Below are 15,377 nucleotides of genomic sequence, written 5' to 3'. Positions count from 1 at the left end.
TTACAAGCACGTTGGGATTAGATCTTACAAAGTAACGATTCATGCCTGAAAATGACTTACATTAATTTGGTCGATGATCGCCTAAGGGGAAAAGAATATAATAGGAGCAAATACAGACAACAAGAAGGAGGAAACCTCAGGTGTATAGTATTTTTCTGGTAGATGATGAAGAAATGGGTCTTGAGATGATGAGAGATTATATCCGCTGGGAAGAGATGGGCATCTATGTCGTTGGAACAGCGAGCAATGGTAGAGAAGCTTTGGAGAAAATAGAGGCTTTTCAACCGGATATTATTCTTACAGATGTTCAGATGCCGATAATGAATGGAATTGAGTTGGCTAAAAAAATACATGAATGTTATGACCATATGCAAATTATGTTCCTCACCGGACATGATGAATTCCACTATGTTAAATCGGCCCTTAATGTAGGAGCTGTTGGATATTTACTGAAGCCGCTAGATTTGACTGAAATTGAAAGCGTTATCGAAAAGGTTAAAGCACGCTGCGAAGAGGTTCAGATGAAACAACGTTCTATGGAGGCTGCTAAAACTAAAATTCTTAAGGAGCTTTCTTTTGAAAAAAATGCGGAGCAAGCCGCAGAGCTGGCAAATAACTTCAACAGGCTGACACGTCTCCCAGAGAGTAATCGTTATACCATGGCACTGTTCAGCATCGATCCCAAAGAGGCGGAGGGTGAGCAGCAGAGTCTGGAAGAGTGTATGAGTAGGCTGATCTCTTATCTGGATCACTTTTTTAAGGCGAAAAATATAGAGGTTGTTTTTGTTCCTTACAAGGATGGCGAGACAGGTGTGTTTATGGAAGCGACTCAACAGCCTGGCTATTATACTTGGGAGGATTTAGCAGTGGCTATTCGTAGTGCACTGGATTTTACGGTGACGGCAGCAGTCGGGGCGCAGGCAGCAGAATTAGCGCTGGTCCATAATCTGTATAAGCAGACGCGTGTGATTTTAAATGAACGTTTTTATAAAGGCACGGGCTTAATTATTCATGCCGCGGCTATTTCGAATCAGTTCGACAGTGAACATATGCCACCTTTTGAGAGAAAAGAGTGGTTTGAAGCTATCAATCAGCTGGACTTCGAGCAGGCCGCACAAAAGCTGCATCAATATTTCGTGGGATTGGCCACGCTGAGAATCAAGAAAAAAATCATCTGTAATTGGGCGATTGATCTTGTTGATGAACTGCTAGAGCAGCTGCATCAGTCGGTTCCCGAGGGCTTTAAGCGGGCGGAGCTCTATCATTCCATCTATAATGCGCTGACTTTACATGAGATCGAGGATTTAATCCTGGGCACTGCGGGTGATGCCGTGAGCATGCTAGGTGAGCGACTTATGGATAAAAATACAAAGCTGGTCCACAAGGTTCGCACCGTGATTGAACAAAATTACGATCAGCCGATTACGATTAATAGTCTGTCTGATCAGGTTTATCTGTCACCGAACTACTTAAGATCTATTTTTAAGGATAAAACAGGCATCACGATCCACGATTATTTAACCCGTATTCGGCTTGATAAGGCTAAGGAGCTGCTCGCAGACGGGTCACTGAAGATTCAAGATATTGCCCAGAGAGTGGGGTACGAAAGCACGTCTTATTTTATTTCTCTATTTCTGAAGAACCTTGGGGTCACACCTAACGAGTATAGGAAAAATATTTAACCTTCCGCACTTCTGCTTACTGAATAGAAAGAAAAGTCGCTTTCCTTTATGAATTGTAAACTTGCGATATGGAAAGATGCCCCTTTGCTTTTTACAATAAGCATGTATTACAACTCAGCACATGTGAGGGGCTTGATTCATTATTGCGATTAAAGGAAGCTTTTTTACAAATCTAATTGCGATAGCGCTTTCAAGAAATCCAGACGGCAATAGTTGGATACAGCATTCTTGAGAGAGTAATCGGTACGGGCCGTTCATTCCTTACATGACGTTACTTACAACAAGGAGAGGAGTTCTGAAGACGTTATTTGGAAAGAGGAACAACTGATGAATTGCAACCGGAAGGCTTTTCTTATATCAGAAAGTTAAATGGAGGGATTAAATGTTTGGACGTGTAATGAAAAGAGGGTTCTTGTTCTTTCTTATGATCAGCTTAGTGTTAGGCAGCGGTGGTCAGTTTGCCGGCAAGGTTTACGCCGAGGATACAAATAGCTATGAAGCTGAAGCGGATGGGAATATTCTGACGGGTAATGCGTCAATTTCTGACCACCCAGCGGCTTCCGGAGGGAAAAAAGTTGGCGGCATGTATCAAGGCAGCTCCTTGTTGTTCAATAATGTGACCGTAAACGAGCCAGGGAATTATAAAATTACAGTGTATTATATTTCTGGCGATTCGCGCCCGTTTAATATCAGTGCCAAAGGCGGTGACAAGCAATTTGAAGAACCGTCCAAGACTGTGGACTGGGATACGGTAGGCACTTATGATGTGACGCTTCCGCTGAACGCGGGTGCTAATAACATCTTGATCGATGACAACAACTGGTATTCTCCAGACATCGATAAGATCGTAATCCGTGGACTAGACGACAGCGATCCAGGTGAAGGACCCGGAGGTGACTGGAAGGAGAAGCTGCATGGTGTGATCATGGAAGCCGAGGCTACTGAGAATATGCTTACAGGCAACGCCAAAGTGGCGGACAGCAGTGTGGGCTCTGGCGGTAAAATCGTAACGGATCTGAACAAAAACAGTTCCTTACAGTTCACAAATGTTGCAGTACCAGCAGCGGGAACGTATTTAATCCGCATCTCCTATATTTCCGGCGATCAACGTCCTGTCTATATGCAGGTTAACGATGGAATGGATGAAATGATCGACCTGCCAAAGACGGCAAGCTGGAGCACCGTGGGAACCTATGATGTGGAGGCCTCTTTGGTAGAGGGTTTGAATACTATCACCTTCTCAGATCATGATTGGTATTCTCCAGATTTCGACCGGATAGAAATTATTCCTTATACCCTCAGCTATGAAGCAGAATCTCCGCTCAATGTTTTGACAGGTGAGGCCCAAGTTTCCGAAAGCCCGAATGCTTCGGGTGGCCAGAAGGTAGGGTACTTGAATAGCGGCAGTTCCATAACCTTCAACAAGATTACAGCCCCTATGACTGGTGATTACCGAATCACAGTCGCCTACATTTCAGGTGACCCACGCAGCTTCTACGTTAGTGCGAATGGTGGTGCAGAACAGTATTATGAGCTGCCCAAGACACCGGACTGGGATACGGTTGGAATGTATGAACTTACACTGCCACTGAACGAAGGCGAGAATACAATCAAATTTACAGATGGCAACTGGTATGCGCCAGATCTGGACCGAATTATAGTTGAGCCAGCCATGGGTGTGGATCCTAATCCCCCAGTGGAGGAAGACGGTGATTTAGGAACACCGGGCGCTTCGAAGAACTACGGAGCTATCACAGTTACCGAATATACTTACGGACTGCTTGTATCAAATGGCCAATATGAAGTGTCCTATAATACCAAGTCTGGATATGCAAGCTATAACTGGGCTGACGGACAGAAGCTGCATGGGATCTATAGCAGTATCAAAATCGGCGATACGCTCGTTGAGACTACAAGCTATGAGAGTCATACAATTGTTGGTGCTCCGGTAGAAATTCAGGATGGTTTCGGCAAAGGCGTGGAGCTAACTTTTGTCCACACTTCCACAGGAAAACCGACGCTAAAGCAGGTCTACAAGTTTTATGACGATCAAAAGTATTTTCTGACCCGTCTGGATGTCGCCAGTGATACAGCGGTCAAGACCAACTATATGTCACCTATTACCGTAAAACGTACAGGTGGTGTGGATATCGGAGCTAGTGCGGATAATCGTGTGCTTACAGTTCCTTTTGACAACGATGCTTGGATTCGTTATAAATCTCAATCTATGAACCGTGCAGATACCAGCTATGAGGTGACTACTGTGTTTAACAACTCGACACGCAGCGGCCTTGTGCTTGGCTCTGTAACTCATGATACCTGGAAGACAGGCATCGACTGGAAGGGTTCCGCCAATCGGCTGAATGAGCTGGTCGTATATGGCGGTGCAGCTAGTGATGTTACCCGCGATACCCAGCCACATGGCAGCTTAAGTGGAACAAACTTGTCCTCACCTATGATCATGGTAGGGGCCTTCAGTGATTACCGTACAGGGCTTGAGGAGTATGGCAAAGCTAATGCGATCATTACACCTGCACTTGAGCTAAACCCCGAGCTGCCACAAGGCGTACCGGTTGGTTTTAATAGCTGGGGAGCTTACGAGGGTACACTTTCGTATCAGGATGTAGTGGATGTCTCCAATTACTATAAAGAGAATCTGCAAAATTTCAATAATAACGGCAATGTATTTATTAACATGGATTCTTATTGGGATAATCTGAATGATAAGCAGCTGGCTGACGCCGTATCGGTTATTAAAGGGAATGGCCAGCATGCGGGTATTTATTGGGCACCGTTTGTATACTGGGGCAACAATATGGACCAGATTGTAGAGGGAACTGACAATAAATATACTTACGGCGATATTGTCCTTAAGGATGCCGCGGGTCAACCGCTGCCGACTCTGGACGGGGCTTTTCCTTTGGATGTAACACATCCTGGTGCCCAATTGCGCATGAACTATTTTTTGGACAAATTTAAAGGTCTGGGCTTCACCTTCATCAAATTAGATTTTTTAACGCATGGTTCGCTTGAGGGGCAACATTTCGATCCAACTATAACGACAGGAATCCAAGCTTATAATGAAGGAATGCGTTATGTGAAAGAACGTCTGGATGGAAAAATGTTCATTAGCGCATCAATTGCGCCTATTTTCCCGAGCCAATATGCGCATAGCCGACGAATTTCCTGCGACACTTACGGCAAGATCAATGAAACCGAATATATGCTGAATTCATTAACCTATGGCTTTTGGCAAAATGGCACGATCTACACCTACACCGATCCTGATCATTTGGCATTGGCCCGTGCTACCAGCTTGACTGAAGCGCGTAGCCGTATGAACTCTGGCGTTATCGCTGGAACAGTACTGCTTGGCTCTGACAATGTTAACGACTCAAAAGCACAGGAGTACATGACCGCTTTGTTCAACAACAAGGATGTTCTCGATTTAGCTTTAAAAGGAAAAGTGTTCAAGCCACTTGAAGGAAATACAAACGCCAATGCCGCTGATACTTTTGTTATGAAGGATGGCAATGATTATTATCTGGCCGTATTCAATTACAGTGCATCTGCTTCGGCAGATAAGCAAGTTGATCTTGGCCGCGCTGGACTGGATGCTGCAGAGATTTATACTACGCAAGATCTCTGGACAGGAGAAGTTTCCTCTGCCACAGGAACTATGAAATTGTCCTTGCAGCCGACAGAGTCGAAATTGGTAAAATTGACGGCTGCACCTAAGCAAGTAACCGGTATAACACTGGATAAGACAGAGCTTTCGTTGACCGCAGGTGAAACCGGCAAATTGACGGCTACGGTATCGCCGGAAGATGCGACGGATAAAGCAGTCCTCTGGACTTCGAGCGATACCTCTGTAGCTACCGTAGTCTACGGAACAGTAACCGCTGTAGAAGCTGGAAAGGCCACCATTACTGTGGAAACGGTAGACGGTGGATTCAAAGCATCGGCAAAAATCACGGTCAAAAAGGCCTCTACAGGAGAGCCGAGCAATCCAGGAAATCCGGGAGAGCCAGGAAATCCAGGAGAGCCTAGTAATCCGGGAGAGCCTAGTAATCCAGGAGAACCGAGCAGTCCGGGAGAACCGAGTAATCCAGGAGAACCGAGCAATCCGGGAGAGCCTAGTAATCCAGGAGAACCGAGCAGTCCGGGAGAACCGAGCAATCCAGGAGAGCCTAGTAATCCTGGGAATCCAGGAAATCCGGGAGAACCGAGTAATCCTGGGAATCCAGGAAACAATGGCGGTACCTCTGGTAGTACCTCTGGCAGTACTTCGGGTCAAGAGAATGCTGCGGGCACTTTGATTCTCATGCCAGATATGCTGGAATTGGACAGTTCTACTGGCCAGGTAGTGGTTGAGATTAAAGGGGACATCCAACAATTTCAGTTATCCTCTGCTGTAGTCCGACAGTTGGCGAACCACACCCTAGTTTTGAATGCGGGTAAGCTCTCCTTGCAGGTACCAGCGGAGCTAATTCACCAGCTACAAAACAAGCTGCCAGAGGGACAGCGGGAAGATAGCACGATTGCCCTGAAGATGGTGAACCTCAGCAGCAAGGCCGATGAGTTAGTTGCTACAGTGGCTAGTTCTACTAATGCGGCTGTTGTACTAAAGGGAGACATCTATGAATTTAGTCTTTCTATTACCACCAAGTCAGGCATTACAGACACACTCGCTACATTTGATAAGCCGATAACACTCATCATGCCAGTGGCAGAAGGCTTCAATGCTAAACGAGGCGGTGTTTATTATATCGCGGACAATGGCAGGCTGGAATATATTCAAGCTGATTATGCTAACGGTGTATTAAAAGCTGAGGTCAGCCACTTCAGCAAATATGCTGTGCTGGAGTTGAACCGCATCTTTGTCGATGTGCCGGCCAATCACTGGGCTAACCCAGTAATCCAAGAGCTGTCGTCCAAGCTATATGTGCAGGGCACAAGCAAAGAAAAGTTTGAACCAAGCCGGGCAGTTACACGTGCCGAGTTCACTTCGATGCTTGTTCATGCCCTTGGACTGACCGCGACAGGAAAAGAAAGCTTTGCTGATGTTGCTCCATCTGCCTGGTATGCGGAGCCTATCTCAATCGCTTACAAGGCGGGAATCGTGAGTGGTAGAAGTGCGTCCAAGTTTGAGCCGGGAGCACAAATCACCCGTGAAGAAATCACGGTGATGCTAATGAAGGCTTACGAGCTGAACAACGGCGTAACAGCCAATGGTGCAACAACCAACGGCGCAACAACCAATGGTGAAACAACCAACGGTGCAACAACTAACGGCGCAACAACAAACGGCGCAACTGCCGCTGCGTTCACCGACATGAATCAGGTGTCTGCTTGGGCCACTGCTTCTGTTAATGAAGCGGCCAATCTAGGACTGATTCAAGGTCAAAGTCATGAACGGTTTGCACCAAAAGGAATCACTTCGCGCGCAGAAGCAGCTCAAGTGATCTATAATTTGATTTTGAAGTAAGCTGAAATCACTACAAAAAAGCGACTCTCCATTAACCGGAGAGTCGCTTTTTTTGATAGATCACTTGATGAAATTAGCTACTTTATCGAACTTTACTAATAGGTACTACATTATTATTAGGTACATTACTGTTCGGCAGTTATTAGTACCGCACTTTACTATCTATCGGACCTTACTCCAGCGGTAGAATCCCGTGCAAAAGTCGAACACACCCCAGCAAAGTAGAATCCCGTGCAAAAGTCGAACACACTCCGGCAATGTAGAATTCCGCGCAAAAGTCGAACATTCCCCAGCAAAGTAGAACCCCGCGCAAAAGTCGAACACACCCCAGCAATGTAGAATCCCGCGCAAAAGTAGAACACATCGGACCGTATCGCAGCTATTTCGGAAATTTGAGTCATTTTACAAAGATTTCGGACTGTATAGCTCTTATTGTTATTAAATTGTCCAGAATTACTACGTAAATGAGTCAATAGCTGCATCTGAGTCCGATAGTCGAGCAAAATGCCCTGAATCATCGAAATAAGGTCTCCTCGGTCCGATGCGTAGGAGGAAGGAGTATAAGTTGGAACACACTAAGACACTCTGGCAAAGTAGAATCCCGCACAAAAGTCTAGCACACCCCAGCAAAGTAGAATCTCTCGCGCAAAGTAGAACACATCGGACCGTATTGCAGCTATTTCGGATATTTGAGTCTTTTTACAAAGATTTCGGACTGTATAGCTCTTATTGCTATAAAATGGTCCAGAATTAGTGTGCAAAAGAGTCAATAGCTGCATCTGAGTCCGATAGTCGAGCTAAATGCCCCGACTCATCGAAATAAGGTCTCCTCGGTCCGATGCGTAAGAGGAAGGAGTATAAGTTGGAACACACTAAGACACTCTGGCAAAGTAGAATCCCGCACAAAAGTCTAGCACACCCCAGCAAAGTAGAATCCCGCGCGAAGTAGAACACATCGGACTGTATTGCAGCTATTTTGGATATTTGAGTCATTTTACAAAGATTTCGGACTGTATAGCTCTTATTGCTATAAAAATGTCCAGAATTACTGTGCAAATGAGTCAATAGCTGCATCTGAGTCCGATAGCCGAGCAAAATGCCCCGACTCATCGAAATAAGGTCCCCTCGGTCTGATGCGTAAGAGGAAGGAGTATAAGTTGAACACACCTCAGCAAAGTAGAATCCCGCGCAAAAGTAGAACACTCCTCAGCAAAGTAGAATCCCCGCAAAAGTTGACCACACCCCAGCAATGTAGAATCCCCCGCAAAAGTAGAACACATCGGACCGTATTGCAGCTATTTCGGGTATTTGAGGCATTTTACAAAGATTTCGGACTGTATAGCTCTTATTGCTATAAAATTGTCCAGAATTAGTGTACAAACGAGTCAATTGCTGCATCTGAGTCCGATAGTCGAGCAAAATGCCCCGAATCATCGAAATAAGGTCTCCTCGGTCCGATACGAATGAGGAGGGAGCAAATAGTGCCGAACGATCCAAACGATCCCTTCGATCTAAACGATCCCTTCGATCCCTTCGATCTAAACGATCCCTTCGATCTAAACGATCCCTTCGATCCAAACGATCCCATCGATCCCATCAAATCCAAGGAGAAGCAAGCCAAAGGATTCTCACAATGGAGAATCCCCTCGTCACCGCTCCTACACCTCTTTTTGTGGTAAACGAATCTGCACGGTGGTGCCTATTCCTAGTCTGCTAAACACTTTAACGCCGTAGTGCTCACCAAATTTCAGTTTGATGCGGCGATCAACGTTAGTGATTCCATACCCTCGTCCAGGCTTATCCTCAAGCAAAGAACTGAGCGTCTCGCGGCTCATCCCCATGCCATCATCGATTACCGACAAGATAATATCGTTTGCTTCCATGACACCTTTGATATGAATGTTCAGCGGACTTTCTTGGCTCCACACGGCATGCAGCACTGCATTCTCCACAAAAGGCTGTAAGGCAAGCTTGACAGTAGAGTAGGGCAGGATCGCTTCATCTACTGTGTAAGTAATGTTCAGTTGGCCTTTAAAGCGGATTAGCTGAATGGCGTTGTAGCTCTGGGTCAGCTTTAATTCCTCGTGGATGGTCAATATACTTTTCCCTTTATTCAAGGAGATTCGATAAAACTTGGCTAGATGAAGCACCAAATCTTGTATACGCGTATCTTGATGTTTTAGGGCAAGCGACGAGATGGAGCCCAGCGTGTTGTACAGAAAATGAGGGTTGATTTGCGCTTGCAGCAGGTCAAGCTCGGCCTCCTTACTCTGCAGCTCCTTCTGATACACCTCGGTAATGAGACTTTTGAGCCGGGTGGTCATTTGCTTGAAGGCAAAATGCAGCTGGCCAATCTCATCATTCCCCAAATGTTCTTCTGTACTATGATTGAAATCGCCCCGTTCCAGGCGGCGGATCATCCGGATTAAAGTACGGATACGCTTGCTGAACAGCGACGCCGTAATGTAAATCAGCAGGAGGGCCACACCAATAAAGCCCAGTGAGATTTTGATAATCAGATCTGAGAGTGATTTAGCGTCCTGAATGATGCTGTCATAGGGGAAGATAGATACAGTTTTCCATCCATTTTTGAGCGTGTTGTAGACCGCGAATGCCTTTACCCCTTTGTAAGTTGTATCAAATCTGCCCGATGGTGACTCATCGAATTTCTGATCAAGCAATTCCGGCAGGCTCGTATTTAATAAGTGCTTGTCTGCTGCTGAGAGAATAAGCCCTTTGTCATTAATAATAAAAATATCTTTCCCGCCCGCTTCTTCCTCCATTAAAGAATAGATGACCGATTCGGAGATTCTGAAGACCAGAATACCGTAGGGATATTGATTGCGGTTATTGTTCAAAAATCTTGCTAAGGTAAACATGGCCGGACTATCTTCGGTCTGCGGTGAGGATAGATGAATGATATTCCCATGTGACTGCTGAAGCTGCTTGAACAGCTCGGTCTCTTTAACCTCAGCTGTCACCGGCTTGATATAGTAATCATCTTTGGGCAGTGATTCATTGTCCGAATAAATGAAAACGCTATCAAAATCAGGATAGGCAGTCATTATCGTGTCCATGCGGTTGCCTATGTATTGATAGACATCCAGATAAGAAGGATCATCCTGGTATTCACTCGTGAGGTAGCTGGCAAGTCTGTTATCCAGGTAGATGGAAGCTGAAATATGTTCATAGCTGTCCAGCTTGTTTTCCAAATTTTTATTAATCTGAGCTGTTGAATTCATCATATTGCTGTAAATCTGATCCGTTAATTTTGATTTTGTTAATTCGTAGGAAAGGTAGGCGAAAAGCATCATCGGAACAATGGTCACTAGCACAAATACGCTGAACAGCTTGGAGCGAAAGCTCAAATCGATAAAAGGCATATAAATATATTTCCTATATATATGGCGCATAGAAGAAGTCCCTTCTTTACTGTAAATTCGCTGTTTGCCATGTTCATCATAGCAGACTGAATATCGAAATCCAATGCTCGAATCTGCCGAAACTCCTTTAAAAAGCGCTATCATTCGGAGGATTGAAGTATAGAAAGCCACCTGTTGCGGACTTAAGATGAATAGGAGAGAAGTTGAATCGAGATGTGGCTCGACATGCTGCACTAAATAAAAAGGGAGGGTATTTGATGCATAAAGCAAGCGCTATCAAAACAGTCAGAGGCAATAATCTGTGGTACAGATTAAAAGAGCAGAAATGGTTATTTTTGCTGATGCTGCCTGCCTTAATTGCGACATTGCTATTTTCTTATGGTCCTATGTTTGGGATGTATATGGCGTTTACGAATTATCAGCCGGGCGGAGGAACATTTTTTCAACAATTTTTCCATGCAGAGTTTGTAGGATTCAAGTGGTTTGAGTATTTCTTTACTACCGGAGACTTCTACCGTGTAATGCGCAATACGCTCGCTACAAGCTTGCTGACCTTGTTATTCGGGTTTCCAGCACCGATCATCCTCGCACTTGTACTGAATGAAGCTAGACAGGGATTTTTCAAAAGATTTGTACAGACGGTTTCTTATCTGCCGCATTTTATCTCATGGGTTATCGCTGCAAACATCGTGATTACACTGCTGGCTTCCGATGGGATGTTTAACAATTTACTGGTGACGTTGGGCATTGTTCAGGAACCGGTTGCTTTTCTACAAAATGGACCGCTATTCTGGTGGATTATCGCTTTGTCCAATATGTGGAAGGAAATGGGCTTCAGCGCCATTATGTATCTTGCTGCAATTTCCGCTATTAATCCAGAGCTCTACGAAGCAGCTAGAGTGGATGGAGCCAGTCGCTTCCGGCAAATGTGGCATATTACGTTGCCAGCCTTGCGTCCAACCATTGTTATTTTAGGGATTCTTGCCGTCGGAGGCATTTTGAATGCGGGCTTTGAACAACAATACCTGCTGCAAAATAATACCGTGCTTGAGTATTCAGAGGTTATCGATATTTATGCATATAAATACGGGCTACAAAACAGCATGTTCTCCTACGGGGCGGCCGTTGGGGTATTTAAATCCGTGATTGCCTTCATACTTGTTGTAATTGTGAATCGAATTTCTAGAAAAGTGAACGACCAAGCGTTGTTCTAAACCCGAAAAAGAGAGGAGCGCTTGTGATGATTTCGAATAGATACGGGGATCATATTTTTAAATTTATAGTTTATCTCATTCTTATACTTGTGTTGCTAGTTACCTTTCTCCCTTTTTGGAATATTCTCGTTCTTTCATTAAATGCTGCTGAGGATACCGTACGTGGTGGCGTCTATTTGTGGCCCAGAGTCCTCACCTTTGATAGCTACAGTCAAATCTTAAAAGATAGCGAGATTTTGAATGGCTTATGGGTTACTGTCAAACGTACCGTAATTGGCGCGCCGCTATCTGTCCTTGTCATTACGATGCTTGCTTATCCGCTAAGCCGCCGGAATTTGATGGGACGTAAAGGATGGAATCTATATTTTGTCTTCACAATGTATTTTGGAGGCGGACTGATTCCTTATTACATGGTGCTTAAAGCGCTGAATATGATTGACACGTTTTCCGTATTTATTTTGCCAGGGCTGATGAATGTCTTCTATATGATTATTGTCCGTACCTTTATGGAGGGGCTGCCTGGTGAGATCGAGGAGTCGGCGAAGGTAGACGGGGCGAATGACCTGACGATTTTCTTCCGGATTGTTCTACCGTTGACCACACCCGTGCTTGCGACTGTAGGACTTTTTCAGGCAATTTCACATTGGAATTCGTGGTTTGACTCCTATGCGTTTACCTATAGCTCTGACTTAAAGACCTTGCAAGCCGTACTCGTGAAAATATTAAGCCAATTCCAGACCGGAGGCATGGTATCGCAATCGCAAATGCTAGCTAACTCGGCTAAGCGGAATGCGGTTTCAAGTGATACTATCCGGATGGCAGCGACGATGGTGGCAACATTGCCTATCGTACTGGTATACCCATTCCTGCAAAAGTACTTTGTTAAGGGTATGACTTTGGGAGCGGTTAAGAGTTAATATGATTAAATAAATAGCGGCCCTGAAGGGGGGTGAACGGGCAGACTTGCTTGGTTGCTTGATAGACTTATGAAGTAACTTACTTAATGGGAGGAATTAGGGTGTCTATGATAAAGAAAAATAAATGGTTGAACGTGAGTATTACTGCCGCATTAGCCGTTGGTGTATTAGCGGGTTGTGCTTCAAATGATGGAAAAAACAATACAAACCAAACGGCCGGAGACGATAAAAAACAAGAGCCGATTACATTGACCTGGTTTGATTCAAATACCAAGGGAGAACCTTTCACTGATGCTATTGCGCAGGAAATCACCAAAAAAACAGGCATTTCGATCTCAATCCAGCAGCCAACGGGTAATCCTACGGAAAAGCTGAGCTTGATGCTTGCCAGTGGTGACTATCCAGATGTGGTTGTAATGAGCCGGGGCGATGCTTCCCTCGATAAATACATTACAAGTGGCGCATTTATAGCGCTCGATGAGTTAATTGAGAAAAGTGGACCAGACATTAAAGAAATGTACGGCGACACATTGATCAAAACACGTTATAAGGATGGGAAAAACTATTATCTAGCTAACTGGTATGGCCTGGATAGTGATCCTGTTTTCGGTATGCTGATGAGAAAAAATCTGGTTGCGGACCTAGCTCCAGATAAGGCAGATGGCTCCACCCCACTCACAACGGATGAGTTTGAAGCACTTTTAAAGAATTTTAAAGAGAAAAACAAGACAATTGATGGAAAAGAAACTGTTCCAATGACGATGAACGGTGAGAATATGGGCGCCAACCTCGGTACATTTAAAGGGATGTGGGGTCTGAGAACCTACTATGATAATAATGGAACATTACAATATGATGTTAAGGATCCAAAGTATCGCGAGATGCTGCTTTATGTGAACAGTCTGTATAGAGAAGGTCTAATCGAAAAAGAGTTTGCCATCAGCAAAACACAAACCTGGATTCAAAAGCTGGCTACCGGCGCAGTGTTCTCCACACCAGGCGCATACTGGGACCCAGGTAATGCAAATGGTACTCTGAAGAAGGATGGCGGAGATGATAATCAGTTCTTCCCCTACAAGGTTGTAGCTCCAGGCACTGAGACCTCCCAAACAACATTCGGACCAAGAAGCTCACTTGGATGGGATGCTATTGCCATTACGAAAAATAACAAACACCCTGAAGAAACTATCAAGCTGTTCAACTACCTAGCGAGTGACGAAGGACAACATTTGCTGCTATGGGGTAAGGAAGGCGAGCAGTACACCATGGTGGATGGAAAGAGACAACCAGACCCTGCATTCCTGCAAAGCTTCAAGGATAACTGGGACGATGCTGTGAAGAAGAGCGGTGTTCGTAAATGGTTGTGGTTTGTTAAAAATGGTCTGGATGCCAATGAACAGCCATACGATATGGCCGTTAAATACCAACGTAGTGAAATTGACGAAATGGCCATTAAGAGCCTTGGAGATTCCGTATGGGATACAGCAGAATTTGATAACTTAGGCCCTGACGGCGGAACGCCTGAAGCGCTGACAGCGCAAAAAGTAAAAGATATTATGGACCAAAGCATTACGAGAGTAATCATCGCTCCTTCTGAAGCCGAAGCCAATTCTACATTCGACAAGATGCTTGCGGATATGAAAAAAGCTGGGGATGAAAAAGTAGAAGAAATCTTCAATCAGAAGTATAGCGAACGTATGGAATTGTGGAACTCAAAATAATATATTTATCTATGTAAAAGCTTCCTCTCTGCATTTCAGCAGAGGGAAGCTTTTTGTTGTATAAAAAAGCTAAACCAGCCGATTAACATGTGCATTCCTGCGGAAATCAAGCGGGGCTTGATGATAGAATTTTTTGAATTGATGATAGAAATGACTGACATTCTCGAAGCCGGATTCCAAAGCGATATCGACCACACGCAGCTCGGTAGTGAGCAGTAGGTTGCGGGCTACATTGAGCTTTAGCTGGTTGATATATTCCGTAGGCGTCTGGTTCAAGTATTGCCGGAAGGCGCGGTTCACATGGCCGGCGCTTCTCCCTGACAGCTCGTATAAGGCATGAAGTCCACGGTGCAAATTATCCTTTAAATGCATTTTGGTTATGGCATGCTCTAGCCAGAGTGGGAATTCTGGTTGAGCGACTGTCTCTGCGGAGAAAAAATGCTGGGTGAGTGTATCGACGAGCAGGCCTTTTAGAAAAATCCGGGACTTAACCTTGTCTAGGGTTGATAGGATGCGAATGCGTTCCATAGAACGGACGAAACTAGCCATTTCCAGCTGAGATAACATGGCGATTCGGGGGAGAGGCGTGTTCAGCAATCCGTGCAAAAACTCCTCTTCATTCAGATAAGTTAAAGCATCTTCAATGAGGCTTTTGCGGCAGGGAATGTTCAGGAAACGGCAATCGCTATCACCATCTGCTTCATATCTGTGGGTATCACTGGGCCGAATAAAGACAAGGCAGCCAGTCTGAAGCAGCTGCGCTGTCCCGTTAACAATATGCTGACATCTGCCTTCTGTGAGAATGAAAAATTCATAGAAATCATGCGTATGTTCTGGAGATACCTGACTTAAGGACTCCACCCAGAAAGGGTCTGCTAGTAGTTCAGGATTCATATGGCTTGCCTCGGTGTATTTGAACATGTTCGTCCTCCAGTGTATTAATGATGTTAAAATAGCACATGATTCTCGAGA

Annotated in this window: 8 protein-coding genes; 6 read left to right on the top strand and 2 right to left on the bottom strand. The window is 44.9% G+C overall.

Annotation, left to right across the window (positions count from 1 at the left end; translation table 11 throughout):
* Window positions 1-140: 140 nt before the first annotated feature.
* The 3 genes from PODO_RS21950 to PODO_RS21930 all read left to right on the top strand — a co-directional run bounded on the left by PODO_RS21950 (window position 141) and on the right by PODO_RS21930 (window position 8,849).
* Window positions 141-1,682, top strand: a complete 1,542-nt coding sequence (locus tag PODO_RS21950) for a response regulator (protein ID WP_038572702.1) — start codon at window positions 141-143, stop codon at window positions 1,680-1,682.
* Window positions 1,683-2,064: 382 nt separating this feature from the next.
* Complete coding sequence (locus tag PODO_RS30155) at window positions 2,065-7,170, top strand: S-layer homology domain-containing protein (RefSeq protein WP_052097236.1); 5,106 nt, start codon at window positions 2,065-2,067, stop codon at window positions 7,168-7,170.
* 1,481 nt (window positions 7,171-8,651) lie between these two features.
* Window positions 8,652-8,849 (top strand): hypothetical protein, encoded by a 198-nt coding sequence (locus PODO_RS21930; RefSeq protein ID WP_038572698.1) that lies wholly within the window; start codon window positions 8,652-8,654, stop codon window positions 8,847-8,849.
* On the opposite strand, the gene PODO_RS21925 is transcribed toward PODO_RS21930, so the two are convergent.
* Complete coding sequence (locus tag PODO_RS21925) at window positions 8,829-10,553, bottom strand: cache domain-containing sensor histidine kinase (RefSeq protein ID WP_162164272.1); 1,725 nt, start codon at window positions 10,551-10,553, stop codon at window positions 8,829-8,831. The two genes, PODO_RS21930 and PODO_RS21925, sit on opposite strands and share 21 nt — an antisense overlap.
* Window positions 10,554-10,810: 257 nt before the next feature.
* On the opposite strand from PODO_RS21925, the gene PODO_RS21920 reads away from it, so the two are divergent.
* The 3 genes from PODO_RS21920 to PODO_RS21910 all read left to right on the top strand — a co-directional run bounded on the left by PODO_RS21920 (window position 10,811) and on the right by PODO_RS21910 (window position 14,405).
* Window positions 10,811-11,767 carry an ABC transporter permease gene (locus tag PODO_RS21920; RefSeq protein ID WP_051491272.1) on the top strand — a complete coding sequence of 319 codons (957 nt, stop codon included), beginning with the start codon at window positions 10,811-10,813 and terminating at the stop codon, window positions 11,765-11,767.
* 26 nt (window positions 11,768-11,793) lie between these two features.
* Window positions 11,794-12,684 (top strand): carbohydrate ABC transporter permease, encoded by an 891-nt coding sequence (locus PODO_RS21915; RefSeq protein ID WP_038572696.1) that lies wholly within the window; start codon window positions 11,794-11,796, stop codon window positions 12,682-12,684.
* Window positions 12,685-12,791: 107 nt separating this feature from the next.
* Complete coding sequence (locus PODO_RS21910) at window positions 12,792-14,405, top strand: extracellular solute-binding protein (protein WP_038574721.1); 1,614 nt, start codon at window positions 12,792-12,794, stop codon at window positions 14,403-14,405.
* Between the two features lie 69 nt (window positions 14,406-14,474).
* Here PODO_RS21910 and PODO_RS21905 read toward each other — a convergent pair whose 3' ends face one another.
* Complete coding sequence (locus PODO_RS21905; protein ID WP_038572695.1) at window positions 14,475-15,326, bottom strand: helix-turn-helix domain-containing protein; 852 nt, start codon at window positions 15,324-15,326, stop codon at window positions 14,475-14,477.
* Between the last annotated feature and the right edge of the window lie 51 nt (window positions 15,327-15,377).

This window comes from Paenibacillus odorifer (assembly GCF_000758725.1).
In the GTDB taxonomy this organism is placed as follows: domain Bacteria; phylum Bacillota; class Bacilli; order Paenibacillales; family Paenibacillaceae; genus Paenibacillus_AQ; species Paenibacillus_AQ odorifer.
This window is presented reverse-complemented; position numbering and strand designations above follow the sequence as displayed.